This is a genomic window from Ignatzschineria larvae DSM 13226 (assembly GCF_038500265.1).
GTDB classification, from domain to species: Bacteria; Pseudomonadota; Gammaproteobacteria; order Cardiobacteriales; family Wohlfahrtiimonadaceae; genus Ignatzschineria; species Ignatzschineria larvae.
Map to the genome: position 1 here is coordinate 643,909 of NZ_CP150637.1, position 20,650 is coordinate 664,558.

18 protein-coding genes and 1 tRNA gene are annotated in these 20,650 nt (G+C 41.0%); 13 read left to right on the plus strand and 6 right to left on the minus strand.

The features are described 5' to 3' along the window. Positions 1 to 61 precede the first annotated feature (61 nt). Positions 62 to 508, plus strand: coding sequence for a Fe-S cluster assembly sulfur transfer protein SufU (gene sufU / locus WMO13_RS02805; RefSeq protein ID WP_026878548.1), 447 nt, complete (start codon positions 62 to 64; stop codon positions 506 to 508). Between the two features lie 59 nt (positions 509 to 567). Next, positions 568 to 957 carry an iron-sulfur cluster assembly protein gene (locus WMO13_RS02810; RefSeq protein ID WP_026878547.1) on the plus strand — a complete coding sequence of 130 codons (390 nt, stop codon included), beginning with the start codon at positions 568 to 570 and terminating at the stop codon, positions 955 to 957. Between the two features lie 303 nt (positions 958 to 1,260). On the opposite strand, the gene WMO13_RS02815 is transcribed toward WMO13_RS02810, so the two are convergent. After that, positions 1,261 to 1,965, minus strand: a complete 705-nt coding sequence (locus tag WMO13_RS02815) for a YoaK family protein (RefSeq protein ID WP_026878546.1) — start codon at positions 1,963 to 1,965, stop codon at positions 1,261 to 1,263. 219 nt (positions 1,966 to 2,184) lie between these two features. On the opposite strand from WMO13_RS02815, the gene WMO13_RS02820 reads away from it, so the two are divergent. Both WMO13_RS02820 and WMO13_RS02825 read left to right on the plus strand, forming a co-directional pair. Beyond that, positions 2,185 to 2,445 carry a type II toxin-antitoxin system Phd/YefM family antitoxin gene (locus tag WMO13_RS02820; RefSeq protein ID WP_026878545.1) on the plus strand — a complete coding sequence of 87 codons (261 nt, stop codon included), beginning with the start codon at positions 2,185 to 2,187 and terminating at the stop codon, positions 2,443 to 2,445. Then, positions 2,435 to 2,698 carry a Txe/YoeB family addiction module toxin gene (locus WMO13_RS02825; RefSeq protein ID WP_026878544.1) on the plus strand — a complete coding sequence of 88 codons (264 nt, stop codon included), beginning with the start codon at positions 2,435 to 2,437 and terminating at the stop codon, positions 2,696 to 2,698. Before WMO13_RS02820 ends, WMO13_RS02825 begins: the two co-directional genes overlap by 11 nt. A 132-nt stretch (positions 2,699 to 2,830) precedes the next feature. Here the strand turns inward: WMO13_RS02825 and WMO13_RS02830 are convergent. From WMO13_RS02830 to mutS, 3 genes are all read right to left on the minus strand, one after another. Further along, positions 2,831 to 2,915, minus strand: a tRNA-Leu gene (locus WMO13_RS02830). An 88-nt stretch (positions 2,916 to 3,003) separates the two neighbouring features. Beyond that, entirely contained in the window at positions 3,004 to 3,795 is a 792-nt protein-coding gene (locus WMO13_RS02835; protein WP_026878543.1) for an alpha/beta fold hydrolase, read from the minus strand. Between the two features lie 108 nt (positions 3,796 to 3,903). Then, positions 3,904 to 6,555: a DNA mismatch repair protein MutS gene (gene mutS / locus WMO13_RS02840; protein ID WP_026878542.1), complete on the minus strand. Its 2,652-nt coding sequence runs from the start codon at positions 6,553 to 6,555 to the stop codon at positions 3,904 to 3,906. Positions 6,556 to 6,652: 97 nt separating this feature from the next. Between mutS and WMO13_RS02845 the strand changes: the two genes are divergently transcribed. Then, entirely contained in the window at positions 6,653 to 8,242 is a 1,590-nt protein-coding gene (locus tag WMO13_RS02845) for a TerC family protein (RefSeq protein WP_026878541.1), read from the plus strand. Next, a complete protein-coding gene (locus WMO13_RS02850) occupies positions 8,235 to 9,131 on the plus strand; it encodes an Hsp33 family molecular chaperone HslO (protein WP_026878540.1) in 897 nt (298 codons plus the stop codon). Before WMO13_RS02845 ends, WMO13_RS02850 begins: the two co-directional genes overlap by 8 nt. An 89-nt stretch (positions 9,132 to 9,220) precedes the next feature. On the opposite strand, the gene WMO13_RS02855 is transcribed toward WMO13_RS02850, so the two are convergent. Then, positions 9,221 to 9,976, minus strand: coding sequence for an IS5 family transposase (locus tag WMO13_RS02855; RefSeq protein WP_342386815.1), 756 nt, complete (start codon positions 9,974 to 9,976; stop codon positions 9,221 to 9,223). A gap of 226 nt (positions 9,977 to 10,202) precedes the next feature. Here WMO13_RS02855 and WMO13_RS02860 point away from each other — a divergent pair, with 226 nt between their 5' ends. The 5 genes from WMO13_RS02860 (at position 10,203) to tsaA (ending at position 16,530) form a co-directional block, all read left to right on the plus strand. Further along, positions 10,203 to 10,859 (plus strand): UbiX family flavin prenyltransferase, encoded by a 657-nt coding sequence (locus WMO13_RS02860; RefSeq protein ID WP_211240383.1) that lies wholly within the window; start codon positions 10,203 to 10,205, stop codon positions 10,857 to 10,859. 147 nt (positions 10,860 to 11,006) lie between these two features. Then, positions 11,007 to 12,134: an RDD family protein gene (locus tag WMO13_RS02865; RefSeq protein ID WP_026878236.1), complete on the plus strand. Its 1,128-nt coding sequence runs from the start codon at positions 11,007 to 11,009 to the stop codon at positions 12,132 to 12,134. A 156-nt stretch (positions 12,135 to 12,290) separates the two neighbouring features. After that, positions 12,291 to 13,343: a cell division protein ZipA C-terminal FtsZ-binding domain-containing protein gene (locus WMO13_RS02870; protein WP_026878237.1), complete on the plus strand. Its 1,053-nt coding sequence runs from the start codon at positions 12,291 to 12,293 to the stop codon at positions 13,341 to 13,343. 207 nt (positions 13,344 to 13,550) lie between these two features. Beyond that, positions 13,551 to 15,608: an NAD-dependent DNA ligase LigA gene (ligA, locus tag WMO13_RS02875; RefSeq protein WP_026878238.1), complete on the plus strand. Its 2,058-nt coding sequence runs from the start codon at positions 13,551 to 13,553 to the stop codon at positions 15,606 to 15,608. Between the two features lies 1 nt (position 15,609). After that, the gene (gene tsaA, locus WMO13_RS02880) at positions 15,610 to 16,530 is read left to right on the plus strand and encodes a tRNA (N6-threonylcarbamoyladenosine(37)-N6)-methyltransferase TrmO (RefSeq protein ID WP_156923236.1); all 921 of its coding nucleotides are present in this window, start codon (positions 15,610 to 15,612) and stop codon (positions 16,528 to 16,530) included. A gap of 4 nt (positions 16,531 to 16,534) precedes the next feature. Here the strand turns inward: tsaA and WMO13_RS02885 are convergent, their stop codons facing one another. Continuing rightward, the gene (locus WMO13_RS02885) at positions 16,535 to 16,882 is read right to left on the minus strand and encodes a DsrE family protein (RefSeq protein WP_026878239.1); all 348 of its coding nucleotides are present in this window, start codon (positions 16,880 to 16,882) and stop codon (positions 16,535 to 16,537) included. A gap of 650 nt (positions 16,883 to 17,532) precedes the next feature. On the opposite strand from WMO13_RS02885, the gene WMO13_RS02890 reads away from it, so the two are divergent. Further along, positions 17,533 to 18,096, plus strand: a complete 564-nt coding sequence (locus WMO13_RS02890) for a YagU family protein (protein WP_026878240.1) — start codon at positions 17,533 to 17,535, stop codon at positions 18,094 to 18,096. A 464-nt stretch (positions 18,097 to 18,560) separates the two neighbouring features. Then, the gene (locus tag WMO13_RS02895) at positions 18,561 to 20,636 is read left to right on the plus strand and encodes a bifunctional (p)ppGpp synthetase/guanosine-3',5'-bis(diphosphate) 3'-pyrophosphohydrolase (RefSeq protein ID WP_026878241.1); all 2,076 of its coding nucleotides are present in this window, start codon (positions 18,561 to 18,563) and stop codon (positions 20,634 to 20,636) included. Positions 20,637 to 20,650 lie beyond the last annotated feature (14 nt).

Here is a 20,650-nt window from a genome sequence, read left to right on the forward strand (position 1 = left end):
TGACTTGATCCGTTATAATCAGTACAAATTTAGTTCTATTTCTAAGGTGGTAATATTTATCATGAGTTTTGATATTAAAGAGCTCTATCAAGAGATGATCTTAGATCATAATCGTCATCCACGTAATTGCCGAGTGATTGATCCTTGTACCCATCACGCAGAGGGCTATAATCCGCTTTGTGGTGATCAGATTGAAGTCTACGCAACCATTGAAGATGGCACCATTACGGATGTCTCTTTCCAAGGGGATGGTTGTGCGATTTCAACGGCATCAAGTTCGATGATGACCGAAGCGATTAAAGGGAAAACGGTAGAGGAAGCAGACCAGCTTTTCAACCTATTCCACGATGCCGTGATGCTTGATGGGGAAGATAGTGAAGGCCTCGGTAAATTACGGGTTTTAACCGGCGTTCGTGAATATCCTTCACGAGTAAAATGTGCCACATTAGCTTGGCATGCGCTGCATTCTGCGATTCATGAAAAAGATGAAGTCGCCAAAACAGAATAATATTGAATGGATTCAGGTTGTGATAATTTGAATCAAAAACAGAAGTGAAGGATAGTACGATGGATGTAAATCAAGATGAACCGAATTACCCTCAAATTCTCTTTGCAGAAGGGGTTAATCCTGCAGAAGCACCGAATGAGTTAATCGAAGCGATTATCGATGCACTTAAAAAGGTCTATGATCCTGAAATCCCAGTGGATATTTTTGAGTTAGGATTAATTTATGTGATTGAGTTTTTAGATCTGACTGAGAATAATATTCGAGTAAGAGTCGATATGACGCTCACAGCGCCGGGTTGTCCTGTTGCTGGTGAAATGCCGGGATGGGTTTCTAATGCAGTCTACTCAATTCCAGAAATTAAAGAGTGTATGGTTGACCTTGTTTGGGAGCCCTTCTGGACACCTCAACGAATGTCATTGCGCGCTAAATTAGAGCTTAATATGCTCTAAGTGAATTGCTGATATCACTTGATATTCAATTGATTTTCAATTAATTGTTCAATAACAGCAGTAAGGAAAGGGAAGTGAGTTTGCTTCCCTTTTATTGTGCTTTCAATTCTCTCTCAATTTACTTTATAGAATATCGGTTCAAAATAAGCTTATCGAAATGCCGGTGCATCGGTTGTAATCAGTAAGAAAGTCGTTCTTTCTTGCATCTTACAACTGTTGTGAATCAGGTTTTATGTTTTTTTAAAATCCCGCAATCGCTGTTTAAAAACCATTTTTCTTAAACTAAATTTACTATAAAGAAGATCAATTATAAGTAGAATCAATCGGCTTGGAATATCGCTTTTGTTCATAAAGTAGCCGAATAAAGATCAAAATTAAAATAAATGCCGGCGACAATAGAGATTTCTCCCCGGTATAAGCTGTCATAATGGTGCCGACTAAACCACCAAGCGCAAAGCCGATCACTACATAGAAAAAGACCATGCTTTTAAGCCAAGCCTGTAATCGTCCAAAGAGCGCAATCATGAGATAGTTAAACGCCGCTTGTACCACAGGTGTCATGGCCACATTACCATAGGTCATCCCTTTGACTTTATGAAACGCATTTCCCTGCATACCGGCAATGAACGAGATAATCAAGCAGATATGGGTAATAGAGAGGATCTCATTTAAAATGCCGGTTGCAATGATGGCAAGAATCATCGCTTCAGTGATTAAAATAGAGTAGGACCAAATCCGTTTATGTTCTAGCTCCTTATAAGCAATAAAGGCGGTTGTCATAGAACCCAGCCCAAAGGCAATCGTGACCGCAATAATTTTAGTTAGATGATCCCAATCAGTCATCGCGATACTATCTCCAAGCAGGATTAAATTGCCCGATTGCAGTGTGCTAAAAGCTTTAATCTTATGGTAAGTAAACCCATTAAGGCAGCCGGCAATAAGCGCTAAAAGAAACGCCATCGAAGGCGACTCAACAGCAGGAATTTGGGATGAATTGGTTTGAGACATGATGAATGAATTACTTTAGTTAAAGGAGAATTTAATATCTTATTGGCAATATATTAGATGATAATATTTATATCAGGTAATAAAAAATATTAAAGCGGTTTTGTCGGATTTAGTTATAGTCGTTTATCTGAGAATTTCGATACATGTTTGATTGCATGTACAATATATTGTACAATTAAGGGAGTAGTGGCGTAGCACTACATTTAGAGGAGAAAAAATATGCATGTATACACATATTCTGATGCACGTAATAATTTAAAATTAGTTTTAGATAAGGTCGTTGAAGATGCTGAGGTAGCATTCATTACTAGAAAAGATGGGGGTCATGCAGTAATTATGGGGCAAGATCATTATGATAGTTTAATGGAAACATTATATCTTCTATCTTCCCCTAATAATGCTAATCGTTTGAATGAATCTATTGCACAATTACGAGCAAGTCAAACTATTGAGCGTGAATTGATTGAAGATGAGAAATAGAAGCATAGAATGGACTAGTCATGCCTGGGATGAATATGTTTATTGGCAAACACAAGATAAAAAAATTCTTAAAAGAATTAATGTGTTGATTAAGGAGTGTCAAAGAACACCTTTTGAAGGTGTAGGAAAACCAGAGCCACTAAAAGCAAATCTTTCAGGATTTTGGAGTCGGCGAATAGATGAGAAGCATCGTCTAGTATATGAAGTAAGTGATGAAAAAATCTCAATTATTCAATGTAGATTTCATTATTGAACAGGTTGAATCTTAGTCCCAATTTTTAATTGTAAACTTATCGTTAAAAACAAGGGCACAGATAAAGGTGCAAACCGCCCATTATCCAACAAACAAAAAAATAGCGATCCTTGAGAGATCGCTATTTGCATTTGGTACCGAAGGAGAGACTCGAACTCTCACGCCTATTAAGCAGAGGATTTTGAATCCTCCGTGTCTACCATTCCACCACTCCGGCATTGTGTTTGCTACTTGTTGGTAGGGGAGTTATTCTACTGCTTAAGCTCCTACTCTGTCAATAGAAATTATTGCCTTAGAGTCGGATTTTAAGGGGATTCGATTGTAGCCTCATTGTCACTCAAGAAACGGTGTATTGCTTTGAGTACTAAATCCGTCTTTTGTGCGTGAACCCAATGACCCGCGCCGGCAATGACTGTTGCAGTAGCATCAGGGAGTTGGGCTTGGATTTCCGCTTGATACTCTTTGAGAACATAAGGGGAATCGCCACCAATAATAAAGAGTGCCGGGCCATGCCAGGTCGGTATTGTTCTCCAACCGGCAACTTCATCATAATCTCGATCTAAAATAGGGACATTAAAACGCCAAGCACCCTCTCGGAATGATTTTAAGAGAAATTGAATCACAAATTCTGCATCAATATAGTGACGCATAATTTCAGCAGCTTCTTTACGATCTGCGGCAGTAGAAGCAGTCACCGTTTTGAGAGCGGCTAAAATCTCATCGTGTCGGCGTTCTTCGTAGGCAACGGGCGCCACATCAATCATAATGAGTTCAGCAACTCTCTCGGGGGCAAATTGAGTGACTTTCATGACTGCTTTACCGCCCATTGAGTGACCGATGAGAATCACTTTTTCAATATCAAGAGCATCGAGTAGGGCGATAATATCTTGTGCCATCGCTTCATAAGTCATGGTGTCACTATGAAAAGAATCTCCATGATTGCGGGCATCAATTTGAATCACGCGATATTCCTCTAAACCGCGGGCAATCATACCGAGATTATTCATATCGCCAAAGAGACCATGCATTAGAAGAATCGGGATGGGATGTTTGGGTACCGTAGGTTCGGTAATTTTATAATTGAGTAGCGGTTGCATAATAGCTCCTACTGAAATGTAAAAAATAATTTGAATCGTAAGTTTAATCGTGATTTGAATCGTAAGATGAAGCAGTTATTCTTGCGATGATTGATATCTGCCTCTCGATTACCGCAATTTTTTCTGCCATTGATAGATCAGATCAAGCGCAGCTCTTGGCGTGAGATCATTAGGATCGAGTGCTTTAATTTCATTCTCGATCTCTGAAGGGGGAAGATCCATAAAAAGTGGTAATTCACTTTGAGGCGATGCTTGCGGTTTTTGACGCTGTTTGGTGATAATTTCTGACTGCGGTATCTCTGTCTGAATTGTGTTGTGAGATTGATTCACCGATACCTGAGAGAAACTCGCTTCAAGTTCCGAAAGTTTCTGCTTTGCAGATTCGATGACGGCTTTAGGGACGCCGGCAAGCGCTGCCACTTGTAATCCGTAGCTTTTTGAAGCTGCGCCGGGTTTTACTTCATGCATAAATATAATCTCATCTTGATACTCAACTGCATCGAGATGGAGGTTTTTGACTGTAGGATAGAGCTCTTCTAATTCAGTCATTTCAAAGTAATGAGTTGCAAAAATGGTCATCGCTTTGGCTTTTTCTGTCAGATAGACCGCAGCACTCCAAGCCAATGATAATCCATCAAGGGTTGAGGTTCCACGTCCGACTTCATCCATTAACACTAAGCTTTGATGCGTTGCATAGTTGAGGATTGTTGCAGTTTCAGTCATCTCGACCATAAAGGTGGATTGTTCAGAGTTGAGATCATCTTGTGCTCCAATTCGGGTAAAGATCCGGTCAATCGGACCTAATTTTGCTTCATCTGCCGGTACAAATGAGCCGATATGTGCCAATAACACAATCAGCGCTGTTTGTCGCATATAAGTGGATTTACCGCCCATATTAGGACCGGTCACAATAAGCATATTACGACTAGGCCCAATGGTTAAATCATTAGGAATAAAGGGACGAGAGAGCGACCGTTCTACGATGGGATGACGACCTTTGGTGATCTCAATACCAATGTGTGCTTGAAATTGTGGGCGGCACCAACGATAGCGATTTTTAAGACGGCCTAAAGTGATGAAGATATCAATATTGGCCAGCGCTTCACTGAGTAATCGTAACTCTGTTTGATGAGGTTCGATAATATCTAATAATTCATCCCATAACGCTTTCTCAAGGGCAAGGGCGCGCTCTTTTGCGGAGAGAATTTTATTTTCAAATTCTTTGAGCGCTGGGTAAATATAACGCTCAACATCTTTGAGTGTCTGCCGGCGAACATATTCGGTCGGGACTTTATCACTATGGAGTTTCGAAACCTCCACATAGTAGCCGTGAACCCGATTGTAACCTACTTTTAGAGTAGGGATATTGAGTCGCTCCCGTTCGGTCACTTCAAGGTTAAGCAGATATTGATCCCCTTTTGTACTGAGCTCGATGAGTTCATCAAGATCTTGGTGATATCCTTGTTTCAATACGCCACCATCACGAATTAACAGCGGCGGTTCATCGACAATAGCTGTTTCAAGTAAGGTGCAAAGCTCTGCTTGGGGTTTTAACCAATCAAGCCAAATAGGATCGATGGCAAGTAGGGTACTATTGTCTCGGATAATTGTTTCAATAATAGGTGTGTTTTGCAGGATTTTGCGCAGTTGTGTTAAGTCTCGAGGACGGGCTGTTTTAAGCACAATACGGGTTACGAGGCGCTCTAAATCCCCGATATTTTGTAAGGCTTCCCGAAGATTCGTGTGGTCACTCTCTAAGGCTTCAATTAGATCGAGTCGTTGATTGAGAAGTTTATGATCTCGAAGCGGACGATTAAGCCAGCGAGAGAGAAGGCGTGAGCCCATCGGTGTTTGACATTCATCTAATAGTGCCCTCACCGTATGGTTGGTTTCGCCATAAAGGGTGCGCTCAATCTCTAAATTCCGGCGCGTTGTCACATCGAGGATAATGGCATCATCGATGGATTCAAGGGTAATATGATCGATATAACTCACCGGGTCTTTCTGCGTCTCTTTAACATAAGTGAGAAGCGCACCGGCTGCTTGAATGCCGGGATTATCCGATTCTAAGGAGAATCCTTGTAAACTTTGCGTTTTAAAGTGCTCACAGAGTAGCGTATAGTTGCGCGTTTGATCGAAATGCCAATCAGGGTAAGCGGTAAAATGGCAAAGTGAGCGGATATTTCCCGGCAAGGTGCGTGATTCATTATAGATAATTTCCGAGGGTTTAATGCGCAGTAGCTCAGTGGCCATCGCTTCTTGATTGAGTGGCGGTAAGAGTGCAAATTGCGCGCTTGCAAGATTAATCCAAGCAATAAACCATTGCTTTTTATCATTGATTTCATGGCAGTAGAGCGCAGCGGTAATGCTTTCACTTTTAGCATCTAAGAGATAATCATCCGTTAATGTTCCCGGCGTTAAGATACGTACCACATCTCGTTTCACAGGACCTTTGCCGGTCACTTCACCAATCTGCTCACAAATGGCAACCGATTCCCCTTGCTTTAATAAACGAGCAAGATAACTTTCAGAAGAATGATGAGGGATGCCGGCCATAGGAATCGGTTCGCCGGCAGAGTTTCCCCGTTGTGTTAGCGTAATATCGAGAAGTTTAGCGGCTTTCCGGGCATCTTCATAAAAAAGTTCATAAAAGTCACCCATTCGATAAAAGAGGAGCATATGCGGATATTGAGACTTAATTTCCCAATATTGCTTCATCATCGGCGTATGTTCTTTTTGATCTTTTACTTTATTTGTCATTGCCTTACTTCTTTATCTGTTATATTTCTTGAAAATATCGTGTAAAATGAGGAAGTCTATTTTACTTCATATACCATACATTCTTAGAAGGAGAATCATGGAAGTATTTTTGGGATCTTTAATGGATCCATCAGTTTGGGTATCATTGGTTATACTTTTACTGCTTGAAGTGGTTTTGGGGATTGATAACCTCATCTTCATTGCTATTTTAGCCAATAAACTTCCACCTCATCAACGAAATAGAGCCCGAGTTACAGGTCTCTCTCTTGCGCTCATCATGCGGATTGGCCTGCTATCGTTAATGTCATGGCTCATTACGCTTAAAGAACCTCTCTTTACTGATCCTATCTTCGGGCATCCATTCTCCTTCCGAGACATTATAATGATTCTCGGTGGATTTTTCTTGATTCAAAAAGCAACAAGAGAACTTCACGAACGGATTGAGGGAGAAGTAGAGCTTACCAGTAAATCAAAATCTTATGCGAAATTCTGGCCGATTGTGGCACAAATTATCGTACTTGATGCGGTCTTCTCATTTGATGCAGTCATTACCGCAACGAGTATTGCAAAGCACTTATGGGTCATGGTTCTTGCGGTGACACTTTCGATGGGAATGATGATGTTTGCAGCGCGAGCGCTTACGATCTTCGTTCATCGCCATCCAACGGTTGTAGTACTCTGTTTAAGCTTCCTTTTGATGATCGGTTTAACGCTAGTTGTCGAAGGCTTTGGCTTTGAAATTCCAAAAGGCTATATCTATGCAGCGATTGGTTTCTCAATATTTATTGAGGTTATTAATCAGTTGATTTCACAAAAACAGCAGACAGTTTATAATCAATATTCGCGAAGAGAGCGGACGGCGAATATGGTATTAAGAATGCTTGGCAATCAGCCTGATGAGGCATCTGATGATGAAGAAGGGGAAGATAAGAAAGAGGAGCAACCTGTGCTCTTTGGTGAAGATGAGCGCAATATGGTCAGCGGTGTTTTAACACTTGGAGAACGCACCATTCGTTCAATTATGACACCAAGAAATGATATCTCTTGGATCAACATTCAAGATTCTAAAGAGAAGCTGCTTGAAAGCATGGAGCAGAATCCCCATAATCAATTTCCGATATGTGATGGAACACTCGATAATGTCAAAGGCGTTGCCCGATCAAAAGATATCGTCATGGATCTCATCGCGTTTGGGGCGATTCAAGAGAAGAGTATTAAACCTGTCATATTCTCTCATCGCTCTACAAGCGTACTGAAAATGATGGATATCTTTCGTGATAGTAAAGCACATTTAGTGGTGGTAACCGATGACTTTGGCGGTGTTCAAGGGGTGATTACATTACTAGATGTCTTTGAGGCAATTGCCGGCGAATTCCCCGATGAAGATGAGAGACTTTCCGTAGAGAAGGTCTCGGATGATGAATGGAATATCGATGCAGGATGCGATCTGTTACTCGTGGAACATACTCTGAATATTCGCGGGCTAGTGGATGAAGATGGGGATTATAGTTCGCTCGGTGGCATGATGGTAGATATGTTTGATAGTCTACCGGAAAAAGGTGATTCCTTAGATATCGAAGGCTTCCGTTTTACAGTGATCGATGTGGATGATAAACGCATCTTAATGGTGAATGTAAAACGTATTGAAGCAGACACAGATGAAATAAGAGAGGAACATCATGATTAATAGTAAAGATAAAACGGTAGATCATTTAGATCGATTTATTTTCGATCAGCTACCGATTCGTGGCGAGCGCGTGCTCTTAGAGCATACTTGGCGTGAGCATTTGTTGCGCCGGAATTACCCTGAAAATGTGGCTAAATTATTAGGGGAACTCATCGCCACAACAGCACTTTTAGGGGCAACGATCAAGATCGAAGGGCGCTTAACGGTTCAAATTCAAGGTAATGGCCCTGTGAGTTTGTTGGTGGTTCAGGTCAATCATCTCCATGGATTACGGGCAACTGCGAAAATAGATGGTGATGTAACAGGATTAGAGGGACTTAAAGATCTCTGTGGTGAGGGTCATGTGGTGATTACGATTGATGCGAATCACTTCAAACAACCTTATCAAGGCATTATTTCGCTCTCAGAAGGCTCAATTGCTAAAGTGATTGAGCATTATTTCGAAAGTTCGGAACAGTTACCCACGCGGTTATTCTTAGCGACATCAGATCAGGCAGTGGCCGGTTTATTGATTCAACGCTTGCCGGGAGAAATTCACGATGAAGATCTCTTTAATCGGGCAATTTTATTAGCAGAAACCGCAACGCCGGAAGAATTATTAACGCTTTCGACGAATGAACTACTATATCGTCTTTATGAGACTGATGAAACGTTAAGAGCGCGGGTATTTGAGCCAGAGAGTTTCCACTTTGAGTGTAACTGTTCTAAGGAGCGATCACTCTCAATGCTCTATCATTTGGGTGCTACAGAATTACATGAACTACTTGATGAGCAGGATGGTACGGTTTACGTGGATTGTGAATTCTGTGGTAAGCGTTATCTCTTCAGTGAACCGGATATCGATTTTGATCTCTGTGCGCCGGAAGAAGAGAAACCCTTAGATGCTTAATTGATAACGTATCACACTCATAACAAGCCCTGTTTATGATAGGTTATGTTAAGTCGGAATATGAGCGTTAAGTAGGGGCTGTTGAACATTCATAACTTCAGCCAAATATAGGCACAAGCTAAAGCAACGTTGTTTTCATAATGTTGTTTTAGCTTGTCATATCTTGTTGCTATACTTCTAAAATGTTTCAGCCTTGCAAATGCATTCTCCACTAAATGCCGAGTTTTATAAATATGCCAGTCCATATGATTATTATTCGTAAGAGTATTCCTCTTTTTAGGAATAATAGCTTTAGCTCCTTGATTTATAATATCTTCTCTAAAACTCTCAGAATCATAACCTTTATCTGCACTAACGTAATCTGTCGTATTTAAATGAACCCTGCTAAGTAGCTCTGGAGCGACCTTGATATCGTGGGTCGTTCCATCTGTTACGATAAATTCACAGGGATTACCGCAAGCATCTACGATCATATGAATTTTTGAACTATTTCCACCAACACTTTTAGATATTGCTTGAGGATTATCTGCGGTTGCTCCTGTGCTATGCTGGTGAGCTCTAATGTGAGTTGCATCTATAAACAGCCATTCATAGTCAACATCTTGTGATAGTTTTTTAAATAATTTCAAGAGCTTGTTATTTTTAGACCAACGACTAAAAGTTTTAAAAATAGTATTAGGTCGCCCAAATTGCTCAGGAATATCCCTCCAAGGAACACCTGTTCTCATTCTAAATAGAATACCCTCAACGATATTTCTTAAATTTGGTTTGTCATAGATATTCAAATCTAGGAGAATAGGCTTCAGTTTCAGCCATAGTTTATCTGTAAGCATGGTTCGAGACATAGCGAGAGGTAGGTTTTTTTTGACGATAATATTCTACCGCTCGCTTTTTTTATTTTGAACTGCAATGTTCAACAGCCCCTAGTATTTTTTGAGTAGTATTCTTTGAGTAGCATTCATTGATTAATACTAGAATCAGCAGGAGCGTTCTATGGATTGTTTCATAGGGCGCTTTTTTATAGGATATCGATAGATATTTAAGATAATAGTGTCAGAATAAGGAAATGATATGGCTAGTGTAAATATCAGAGCGATACCGACAGCACCCTATCGGGAGCGAGATCGTATTACGGTAGCATTGTCAGGAGCATCAGGTGCTCAATATGGCTTACGATTGATAGAGGTTCTAACACAGCAAGGTTTCCCTGTGAATGTGCTGTTGACGCAAGCGGCATTAATGGTACTTGCACTTGAGATGGATATTCATCTAGGTAATCAAGTGAAGGAGCAACAGCGTCGTTTGATGGAGATGTTTTCGTTGACAAATTCAGAGCTATTGACCGTTTATAGCGAGAAAGATTGGTGTGCGCCGATGGCATCAGGCTCTAATTGCTCGGGGGCGATGGTGATCTGTCCTTGCTCAATGGGAATGTTAGCGGCGGTAGCGACCGGGCAATCTAATAATCTTATGGAGCGCAGTGCGGATGTGATGATTAAAGAGCGCCGCCCCCTATTATTGGTGGTACGAGAAACGCCATTCAATCAAATTCATTTAGAAAATATGTTAAAGTTAAGTCAATTAGGCGTGCAGATTATTCCGGCTAATCCGGGGTTTTATCATAAACCTCAAACTGTAGATGATATGATTGATTTTATGGTAGCGCGGATTTTGGATCAGCTAGCGATTGAGCATCAATTAATGACTCGTTGGGGCAATGACGCTTAGATGGTGTTTTGGTATTCAGAAGTATCAAACAGAATAGAAGAAACAGAATAGAATAAATAGACGAGAAAAATATATATAGAGATTAACAAGATTGGTTGTAATGCACAATTGATCAAATATCATCAGCAAAAAGATGGATAGAAAATAATGCAGAATCAAAGAGAAGAGAGAGTATATCGCGTCCGTTTTAAGGGCGAATTATTACCAGGCTATAGCAAAGAGAGTGTTATTCTTGCCGTTGCGAAAGCTTATAATCAAGCGCCGGATGATATCGCTCGTTGGTTTGTGCCAGGCGGCGTGAATCTACGAGAAGAGGCCACTTATCAAGAAGCCTTGCAATTAGAAGGTTATTTCCGGCAACAAGGAATGGTGGTTCATATTGAATCGCTTTTAGATGCTGATGTTTCTCAAGTAGAAGATGCCTCGCTCAATGCTGAGAATAGAGCGACAAGCGTTAACGCTTCTGCGAATGATCAAGCGAGTTCTGATACAGCGACATCGATATCAAAACAATCGCCGGAACAATCATCAGAACAATCAACCACTCAAGAAGCTTCAGCAAATTCTCACAATCAGGATGAAAATATAGATCCTAATGAGAAAGCACGCCGCGAGTTAGAAGAGATGCTCAAGCATAATCAATCGGGAGAGATGACGTTAGAAAAGCTACAGCAGACGTTATCACAACTGAATCTAGCCCTTATTCCTCAAGAATTAAAAGATTTTCGTCCGGCGAGCCTCTTAAAGCGTTTAGGCGCATTTATTATCGATTTTGTGATTCTATCCTTTGTGTTTCAGATTGTTGTTTTAAATCTGCTTATTATGCTTGGTCTTGTGGATGGCAATATTTTTGAACGCTATTTAGGGCTTTTGAATGAGAGCAATGGTTCATTAGAAACGATGCTCAATAATCCGGATATGATCGATGCATTGAATCAGATTGTGATGTCGCTTGCACCTTGGTATGTGATTACTTATTTAGCTTACTTTGTATTGCAAGAGCGTTTTTATGGCGCAACGCTTGGAAAGAAACTCTTTCGTATTCGTATTTATAGCTTAGTAACGGGTTCGGTACTTCGTTGGAATACAGTGGTGCTGAGAACTATCTTTTTCTTTTTGGGATTACAAGTGCTCTCTTATATTCCTGTGATTGGTATTTTTCTCTTTGCAATGACGATGTTTGTTGCGCTTCGTGATCCTCTCTATCGGCGTTCACTCTATGATCGCGTGACGAAAACGGTGGTGGGTTCCATTGAAAATAGAGAAATAAAATGATCGTAAGCGGTAAAAAAATGAAAAATAGGGTAATATTAGGAAGATAATCTGCCTATTTATAGATATTAGGTAGATTTTGCCGCTATTGATTGATCCTGATCGATTACCCTTTATTGTTGACTATTACAGATAGGTGTATAGGAATACAGAATTATTATGACGATGCTATATATATTAATCATACTTTTTTTGATCGTGGGCGTCATTCTCTGGATGCGTCTAGAGCGCCGAAATAACACTCAAGAAGAAGTTGCTGATAAGGTTGAACCTGATCTGAATAGTATGTTTGCTGACGGTGTTGAAGCAAACGTTCAATCGGGCAATGCGGATCAGCAGAAAGAGGCGGTAGATCAATCAACATTTTCTGGATTAGGCGAAATTCAGCACGAGGATCTTGCCTATTATCCTAAAGAAGAGAAAGTGACGGAAGAACGATCAATCAAAAATGATAATGAACCGCCGAAAAAATTGAATTCGGCAGATCTTCTCAAAAGACCCTCTAAAACTGCGGAACCAACGATAGCAACGTCCCCTATGACAGAGCCTAGAACCACAGACAGTAGCATCAAAGAACCGACTTTAACGGCTGATAATGCACTTGATGAAGAGACAATCGAGGATATTTTACTCGATGACAATGAGCAAGAAGAGAAAGGTTTTTGGCAAAAGATTGGCGGTTTCTTCCGTAATAAACGACCTGAAATCGAAGTCTTTAGTGATGATGGTAATTTGATGCGTCCCGCTTCTGTGGATACGGTGGCATTGATTTTAAGCGCCGCGCCTGAACAACCTTTTACTTTTAAAGAGGTGCTCTCTGTCGCGCACGAATTAGATCTTCGAGTAGAAAATGGTGGATTTATTCAGCTCTTAACAACGACGCATTATGGTGATGAGCCGATGTATAGCATTGCTCATCTATTAGGCGATGGTACCTTTGATGAGAATTTAGTGCGTCATCATCTAGATGATACAACGCCGGGCTTGATCTTCTTCTCAAAAATCCCAGGGCCTGATCCCGATATCAGTACCATTGAACAGTTACTCGCCGGCATTCACCATTTCCATTCAACATTGGGTGGAACGATCTTAGATGCACAGCAACGCCCAATGAGTAATGATGATCTCATTGCGCTCTTTCATAAAATCAACAAGATTGATAGTGAAGAGTGGGAGCGTGCTTATGAGGCCTATGAGGCGCGTAAGAGTTAATGGATTAACATTTTATTGCTATTCTTCGGTTTATAGATTGATTGTTGATTGATGTGTAAAAAGTCATAAAAGCCAAGAAGAAGCAAAGAGAAGCGTAAGAAAAAGTGCTATTATTTGATAGCACTTTTTTTGTGGTGTTTTGATCAAGCTTGATAGCAAAAAAGTGTCGGTATGATAAGCATTGTAATGAAAGATGGAGTAAAACGTATGAGTGAAGCAATCAAAGAGCAGATGGATACTTTAGTAGAAACGATTAATCGGCTCAATTATAACTATCACGTGCTTGATGAGACACTTATTCCAGATCACGAATTTGATGCGCTTTTTCAAGAATTGAAGAAGCTTGAAGCGGAGTATCCGCAATATAAAGATCCCAACAGCCCAACAGAAAAAGTGGGCGGAAAAATTTTAACGGGCTTTACAGAAGTTCGTCACGAAAAACCGATGCTCTCTCTCGATAATGCGTTTAATGCTGAGGATTTGTTAAGCTTTCATCAACGAGTGTTAGAGCGGTTGGGGAATATTACGCAAGTTGATTACTATGCGGAGCCTAAATTAGATGGTTTAGCGGTGAGTATTTTGTATGAAAATGGTCGTTTAGTGCAAGCGGCTACCCGCGGAGATGGCGTTGTAGGGGAAGATATTACCGAGAATATTCGTACTATTCGAGCACTGCCACATCAATTAACAGCACCTTTTCCGGCAAGGCTTGAAATTCGCGGCGAAGTCTTTATGCGTAAATCTGTCTTTGAAAAGATCAATACTCAACAGCTGAAAAAAGGCTTAAAACCCTTTGCTAATCCGCGTAATGCTGCCGCAGGGTCGCTACGTCAACTTGACTCAAAAATTACAGCAAGTCGCGAATTGAGTTTCTACTGTTATGGGATTGGATTATTTGAAGGGGTTCCTGAATCTGTGACACCCATTGAACAACATTCTGCTTGGTTAGAATATGTTCATACCTTAGGAATTCCCACTTCTCAACTCAATGAGAAGATCGACCATTTCCAAGATCTCGTTGCCTACTATCAAAAAATTGAAGCAGAGCGGGATTCGCTACCTTTTGAAATTGATGGCGTTGTGATTAAAGTTGATTCATTACAGTTACAAGAACGCTTAGGATTTGTCTCTCGTTCCCCTCGTTTTGCGATTGCCGTAAAATTCCCGGCAATGGAAGCGAGAACGCGATTGCTAGATGTGGATTTTCAAGTGGGAAGAACCGGGGCTATTACGCCGGTGGCACGTCTAGAGCCGGTGGAAGTGGGCGGTGTTGTAGTATCGAATGCCACGCTTCATAATCAAGATGAGATCGCCCGTTTAGGCGTGATGATTAATGATGAAGTGATGATTCATCGAGCCGGCGATGTGATTCCTAAAGTGACACGCGTTGTGATTGAAGATCGTAATCCTGAGTGTGTAAGAGAGATTATCTTCCCCACAGAATGCCCGATATGTGGCTCTCCGATTATTCGGTTAGAAGGGGAAGCGATTGCCCGCTGTAGTGGTGGGCTAACCTGTGATGCGCAGAAGCTAGAGGGATTAAAACACTTTGTTTCTCGCGGGGCGATGGATATAGATGGTGTCGGTGGGAAGTGGCTTGAGATTTTGCTCAAAGAGAAAGTGATTGATTCTATTGCCGATCTCTATCATTTGCGCAAAGATCGTCTGCTGGAACTTCCTCGAATGGGGGAGCGTTCGGCTGAAAAGATGCTCGAGAGTATTGAAGGCAGTAAAAATCCCCCTTTTGCCCGCTTTATCTATGCGCTCGGTATTCGGGAAGTGGGTGAAGCAACTGCTCGAACCTTAGCGCAGCACTTTTCATCATTATCTGAGTTAATGGCGACAGATGAGATCACATTGATGCAGTTAGCTGATATTGGGCCTGTGGTTGCTAAGCGTATTGTCGAATTCTTTGCGCTACCACATCACCGTGAGTTGGTGCAGGCACTATTAGATGCCGGCATTGAGATTCAATATCCTGCACCGATCCAAGAAACAGAAAATAGTAGTAGTGAGTTACCACTCTTAGGTGAAACGTGGGTGATTACCGGGACGTTAAGTCATTATGATCGCAGTGAGGCAAAAGAGAAACTCTTAAGCCTTGGGGCGAAAGTCACCGGCAGTGTGTCAAAATCTACGACTAAACTACTTGCCGGTGAAAAGGCCGGGAGCAAGCTCACACAAGCGGAGAAATTGGGCGTAACCGTTGTCGATGAAGCCACATTTTTAGCCCTGTTAGCGGATTATGGTTTAGCGGATGCATAAGATGGAAGATTCATTGCGTGAGAATCCTCATTATCGCCGGGAGATTGAAGCTATTGCGCTTGTAGAGAGCTGTTTCCCAGAGAAGTTTGGGGTACCTCGGCAAGCGGGAATTGCACCCTCTGCAGAGGGGATTATTCGATTTTTACCGCCGTATAATCATCCTCATTATATTGAAGGGGTAGAACACTATTCTCATCTGTGGCTCACATTTGGTTTTCATCAAAATCAGTGGAATGGCAAAGCAAAAGTCAGGCCGCAGCGGTTAGGGGGGAATGAACGTATGGGGGTATTTGCCACAAGAAGTTCTTTTCGTCCAAATGGCTTAGGGTTATCGGCCGTTAAATTGGAATCAGTAGATTATCAGGCGATGACATTGACGGTATCAGGGCTTGATCTGATTGATGGTACGCCGATCTATTGCATTAAGCCGTATATTCCCTTTGCCGATGCCATTATGAACGCCACGAGTACCTTTGCTACCGAGCCGCCACAAAAGTGGCCGTTGCTATGGAGTCGTGATGCAAAAGCGGCAGTTATCAAAGAGGGTTCAAGCTCAGAAGCACCTACGATATCAGAACCCACGATACCAGAATCCACGACATCAAAATCAGCAACAACATCAATGACGCAAGGGCAGTTATACTCTCTGATTGAAGAGGTGGTCGGGCAAAATCCGATTCCACAATTTCATCAAGATTATGCGCGTATGTACGGGGTCAGCATCGCCGGCTTTAATATCCGTTTTCGCCATATTCCTTGGGAAAATCTCGATTCCCTCAATGGAGTAGTGGATGCCACAACACTGAGTGAGATGCAACAGCGAGCTTCTCTAATGGGTCGCAAGATAGAACATAATGAGAGCGACAAAATGCCGGTAAGTTGTATTGTCATTCTTGAGATTACACCCCGAACATCTAGTTAGAGTATTACGGTTTGATATAACCGAAACCCTCGTGCTGTGCTTCTACGATAGCAATAATGGCAACCGGTACAATGTGAATATTGGTCACTTTTTCATCAGCTGGATTTAGCACCTCTTTCGTGATATTTTGGCCGACAAGTGAGTTATTACACGCAATAAATTGTAAGTTAGGATGGCTAATTTCGGTGATTTTTTGCCGAATTTCAGGATCTAGATAACCTTGTACCGCATTACCATTGGCAATCACACGAATATCGAAAGGACCATGTAAGGCTTTGATTGTATTATGGGCATTATTAATGGCATTTTGCCATAGATTTTTGTCGCTGATATGAATAACAAGTTTAAACATTAGGACTCCATTTTTAGAAATTTCATACTTTAAAAGTACAGTTAAAGTTTATAGCCATTCCGGTTTAAGAAAATTAACAATAGTTGCTATATAAAGATTCATACGCCTTGCAAACATTTTGAATCAATAGTTTAACATCAATGTCATTATAAGACCGGTTTCACTATATTTTTAGTTCTGTATCACTTTACATGAGTTTATGTGATTTTAAATATTATTTGTAAAATAAAACTTATTTAATTAATTTAGTAATGTGTTAATTAATATGTTAATTAATTAATTAATTTAATTAATGATTTAAATACCATTAATTAAATATTAATCATATATTGATCTGCTATGGATGTCCAATATTTAGTCTAATGTTATGAAATCTATCCTTTGAAATTTAGAAATTCTTAATCTTGAGGAGAAGTGTTAACCCCTCATTTTGATTTCTTAAACTGATTTAATCAATGTGGTGTGTGAAATTTTCATCACGTTTTGATGTTTATATGACTTAAGTTCTTGTTTTTGTCTGAAATTTACCAATTTCTAACAAATAGTTGATTTTTATTTCAGATAAATATGCAATAATCACAATTAGTTAGTGCTTTAGTAGTAGTGAGTTTTTGTTATTATGGACATTTATTTTTCAATGGAGGATTTTTATGAGTAAAGCGAATGCTTGGTCTGATAAAGTAAATCGTAAGGTAATTATTTGGACAACGATTGTCGGTGGTTTTATGAGCTCGCTCGTAAAGTGGGGGTCGGAGGTGAATATGCCACCGAGAGTACCGGGGGAAGTCTCACCGCCGGGTGCGCATATTGATGCTTGGCTAGGTTGGTTAGGTATTGATTCTCATTCCTTAGATTATATTTATCAAGGGGTAACGGTACCGGGTGCTGTGACACTTTACCATTGGTTATTTAGTTTTGCTTTTGCCTTTATATATGTTGTGGCATCTGTTTATTGGCCAAAAGTGCGTCTCTGGTTTGGGGCACTTTACGGTATCATCATTACTGTTGTGATGCATGGTTTCCTAATTCCTTTGTTAGGCTTCAGAAATCCTGTCTATGCAGATGGTGCCACTGGTTGGCTATGGAATTTAAATGGCTTTGAATTGTGGAGTGAGTTTTTAGGTCATATCTATTGGTCTGTTTCTATTGAGATTTGTATGATCGCTGTATTAGCTTATTTTGCGAAACCTATTCGAGGTATTTGGACAAAGTAATGGGGTATTAATTCTCTGTATTATTTCAATTAGGTGAAATTGAGTGCTTTGTCTATTATTCGAACAAATCAAGCAGTCCATCTTTTGAATGAGAGATTGATAAAAACTACAAAATCGCTACAATAAAACCATATCTTAAGCGCTCTAAGGGGTACTTGGGATATGGTTTTTTGGTAAAGAACATAAGCTTTCTAGCTATAATAGTGTACTATTATACTTAAGTAGATAAGTAGTTTAGCACGATTACCAGAGGGTGAATCTATAGAAAATCTCATTATTGATCCCGGTACTTTGGTAGATAAACTTTCAGCGAATTGAACATTCGTTGCGATGGAAAACGTATATTTAATAGCATTTATACAGGTAAATAGTCTGAGGTGTTCAATGTAATTATTGCATTGAGTTGTTTTATTCTTTACTCTTTTCGATAGACCTAATGCAATGAGTAATATGGAGAAGTAGAGGTGTCAAAATCAATTACATTGACCGCTCTCCTTGAGTGGCTAGAGAGCAAAAAATCTTCTTGGAAACCGGAATATTTTGAAGCGTGTATCGCATTTCAAGATCATCCGCTCTTTAAAATTGCTCTAGAAACAGCTTACTATCTAGAGAAATTAGATATTGAAGCATTACCCCAAGTGGCGACGATTCTCTTTATTGTCGGCGCACCGGTTGAAGCACAGCCTGAATCAACTCGCAAATTTATCCAATATTTAGCCGTCGTCAATCAACTAACGTCGGGCACGATCTCTCACGAAAAATCTCCAGAAACCTTGCGTAAAATGTTCTTAGCCTTTGCGGAAGATGTGCGCGTGATTGTGGTAATGCTTGCTTATCAAGTCATCATTATGCGTAATGCGCGGGATTCTCAAGAGGAGAAACAACGGGCGATTGCGCAAAATACCAATACTATTTTCGCACCAATTGCGAACCGTTTAGGGTTATCCGGTATCAAATGGGAACTTGAGGATTATGCTTTTCGTTTCTTAGAGCCAGAATTGTATCGAGAAATTGCTTCTAAGCTAGATGGAAAACGTAGTGTTCGAGAAGCGTATATTCAAAGTGTGATCGGTCGATTAGAAGCATTGCTTCAAGATCATAAGATTGAAGCGCAAGTCACGGGTCGGGTAAAACATATTTATAGTATCGCCCGTAAAATGCGTCAGAAAAATCTCGCTTTTGAACAGCTCTATGATATTCGTGCGGTGCGGATTTTAGTGGATAGTACGGCGGATTGCTATGCCGTTTTAGGGATGATTCACGAATTATGGGTGCCGATTCCGCGGGAATTTGATGATTATATTGCCAACCCTAAGCCTAACGGTTATCAATCATTGCATACCGTTGTGCTTGCACCGGAAGATCGAACTTTAGAGGTGCAAATTCGGACTCATAAAATGCACCAAGATGCAGAGATGGGGGTTGCTGCCCATTGGAAATATAAAGAGGGTCGCGGTACTTCTATTGATCAAGCGGACTTGAACTGGTTGCGGGATCATCTTAATCGCGTGCTAGAAGAGGGCGAAGAGCTCATTACCGAAGAATCGATTTTCAATGAAAATGTCTATGTAATGACACCGGCGGGTGAGCCGATTGAACTCATTGCCGGCTCTACGCCCCTTGATTTTGCCTATAAAATTCACACAGGTTTAGGGAATCGTTGCCGCGGGGCGAAAGTTAATGGCGCGATTGTACCACTCACTTACGTCTTACAAAATCGAGATGTGGTTGAGATTTTAACCGGAAAAGTGCCGAACCCTAGTCGAGATTGGATGTCGCCTCATCTAGGCTATACCGGTTCAAGTCGCACTCGTTCTAAGATTCGGGCGTGGTTTAGAGCGCAAGAGATGGAAAGCAATCTGCAAGCGGGTAAGCAGATGGTAGAGAAAGAGTTCGCTCGCCTGAATATCCGGCTTTCAGATGAGGAGCTCAAACGCCTCGCCGGTAAGCTTCATTGTACCGGTATTAATGATCTCTATGCGCAAGTAGGTGCCGGCGATATCACGATGGCGCAGCTTATTTCACGCTTGCCGGGAGAGAAGCCTAAAAATAACTTCGATCCTGAATTGATGGTGCGTCCTCAGAGTAAAAAAGCGCCAAGCGGGATTCAAGTAAAAGGAATGGGGAAATTATTAACGACCATTGCCACTTGCTGTAAGCCCGCACCGCCAGATTTGATTGGGGGATACATTACCATTAATCGAGGCGTGACGATTCATCGGCTCAACTGTGTTAACTATCAAAATATGCTGGAGCAGAATCCGGAGCGGGGTATTGATGTGGATTGGGGCACTAGCGATGAACGCTTAGTAGAGGCCGATATTCACGTTACTGCTTATGCGAATGTGGACTTACTGCAAGAGATCAGCCAATTGGTATCTGCGGAACATCTGAAGATCACCAATATGGATATGAAGCAAGAGAGCGATGATACTCGTTCCATTAGTTTCACGTTGGAGATTAAACACGTAGATCAGTTGAGTCGATTACTTGATCGAATCAATCAAATTCCGGCGGTACTCAAAGCCTACCGGCGATAGTCAATATCCTCATC

What these genes read in the sequence shown, in the direction of transcription:
- sufU (WP_026878548.1), top strand. Translation starts at nt 62, where the DNA reads ATGAGTTTTGATATTAAAGAGCTCTATCAAGAGATGATCTTAGATCAT.
- WMO13_RS02810 (WP_026878547.1), top strand. Translation starts at nt 568, where the DNA reads ATGGATGTAAATCAAGATGAACCGAATTACCCTCAAATTCTCTTTGCA.
- WMO13_RS02815 (WP_026878546.1), bottom strand. Translation starts at nt 1,965, where the DNA reads ATGTCTCAAACCAATTCATCCCAAATTCCTGCTGTTGAGTCGCCTTCG.
- WMO13_RS02820 (WP_026878545.1), top strand. Translation starts at nt 2,185, where the DNA reads ATGCATGTATACACATATTCTGATGCACGTAATAATTTAAAATTAGTT.
- WMO13_RS02825 (WP_026878544.1), top strand. Translation starts at nt 2,435, where the DNA reads ATGAGAAATAGAAGCATAGAATGGACTAGTCATGCCTGGGATGAATAT.
- WMO13_RS02835 (WP_026878543.1), bottom strand. Translation starts at nt 3,795, where the DNA reads ATGCAACCGCTACTCAATTATAAAATTACCGAACCTACGGTACCCAAA.
- mutS (WP_026878542.1), bottom strand. Translation starts at nt 6,555, where the DNA reads ATGACAAATAAAGTAAAAGATCAAAAAGAACATACGCCGATGATGAAG.
- WMO13_RS02845 (WP_026878541.1), top strand. Translation starts at nt 6,653, where the DNA reads ATGGAAGTATTTTTGGGATCTTTAATGGATCCATCAGTTTGGGTATCA.
- WMO13_RS02850 (WP_026878540.1), top strand. Translation starts at nt 8,235, where the DNA reads ATGATTAATAGTAAAGATAAAACGGTAGATCATTTAGATCGATTTATT.
- WMO13_RS02855 (WP_342386815.1), bottom strand. Translation starts at nt 9,976, where the DNA reads ATGTCTCGAACCATGCTTACAGATAAACTATGGCTGAAACTGAAGCCT.
- WMO13_RS02860 (WP_211240383.1), top strand. Translation starts at nt 10,203, where the DNA reads ATGGCTAGTGTAAATATCAGAGCGATACCGACAGCACCCTATCGGGAG.
- WMO13_RS02865 (WP_026878236.1), top strand. Translation starts at nt 11,007, where the DNA reads ATGCAGAATCAAAGAGAAGAGAGAGTATATCGCGTCCGTTTTAAGGGC.
- WMO13_RS02870 (WP_026878237.1), top strand. Translation starts at nt 12,291, where the DNA reads ATGACGATGCTATATATATTAATCATACTTTTTTTGATCGTGGGCGTC.
- ligA (WP_026878238.1), top strand. Translation starts at nt 13,551, where the DNA reads ATGAGTGAAGCAATCAAAGAGCAGATGGATACTTTAGTAGAAACGATT.
- tsaA (WP_156923236.1), top strand. Translation starts at nt 15,610, where the DNA reads ATGGAAGATTCATTGCGTGAGAATCCTCATTATCGCCGGGAGATTGAA.
- WMO13_RS02885 (WP_026878239.1), bottom strand. Translation starts at nt 16,882, where the DNA reads ATGTTTAAACTTGTTATTCATATCAGCGACAAAAATCTATGGCAAAAT.
- WMO13_RS02890 (WP_026878240.1), top strand. Translation starts at nt 17,533, where the DNA reads ATGAGTAAAGCGAATGCTTGGTCTGATAAAGTAAATCGTAAGGTAATT.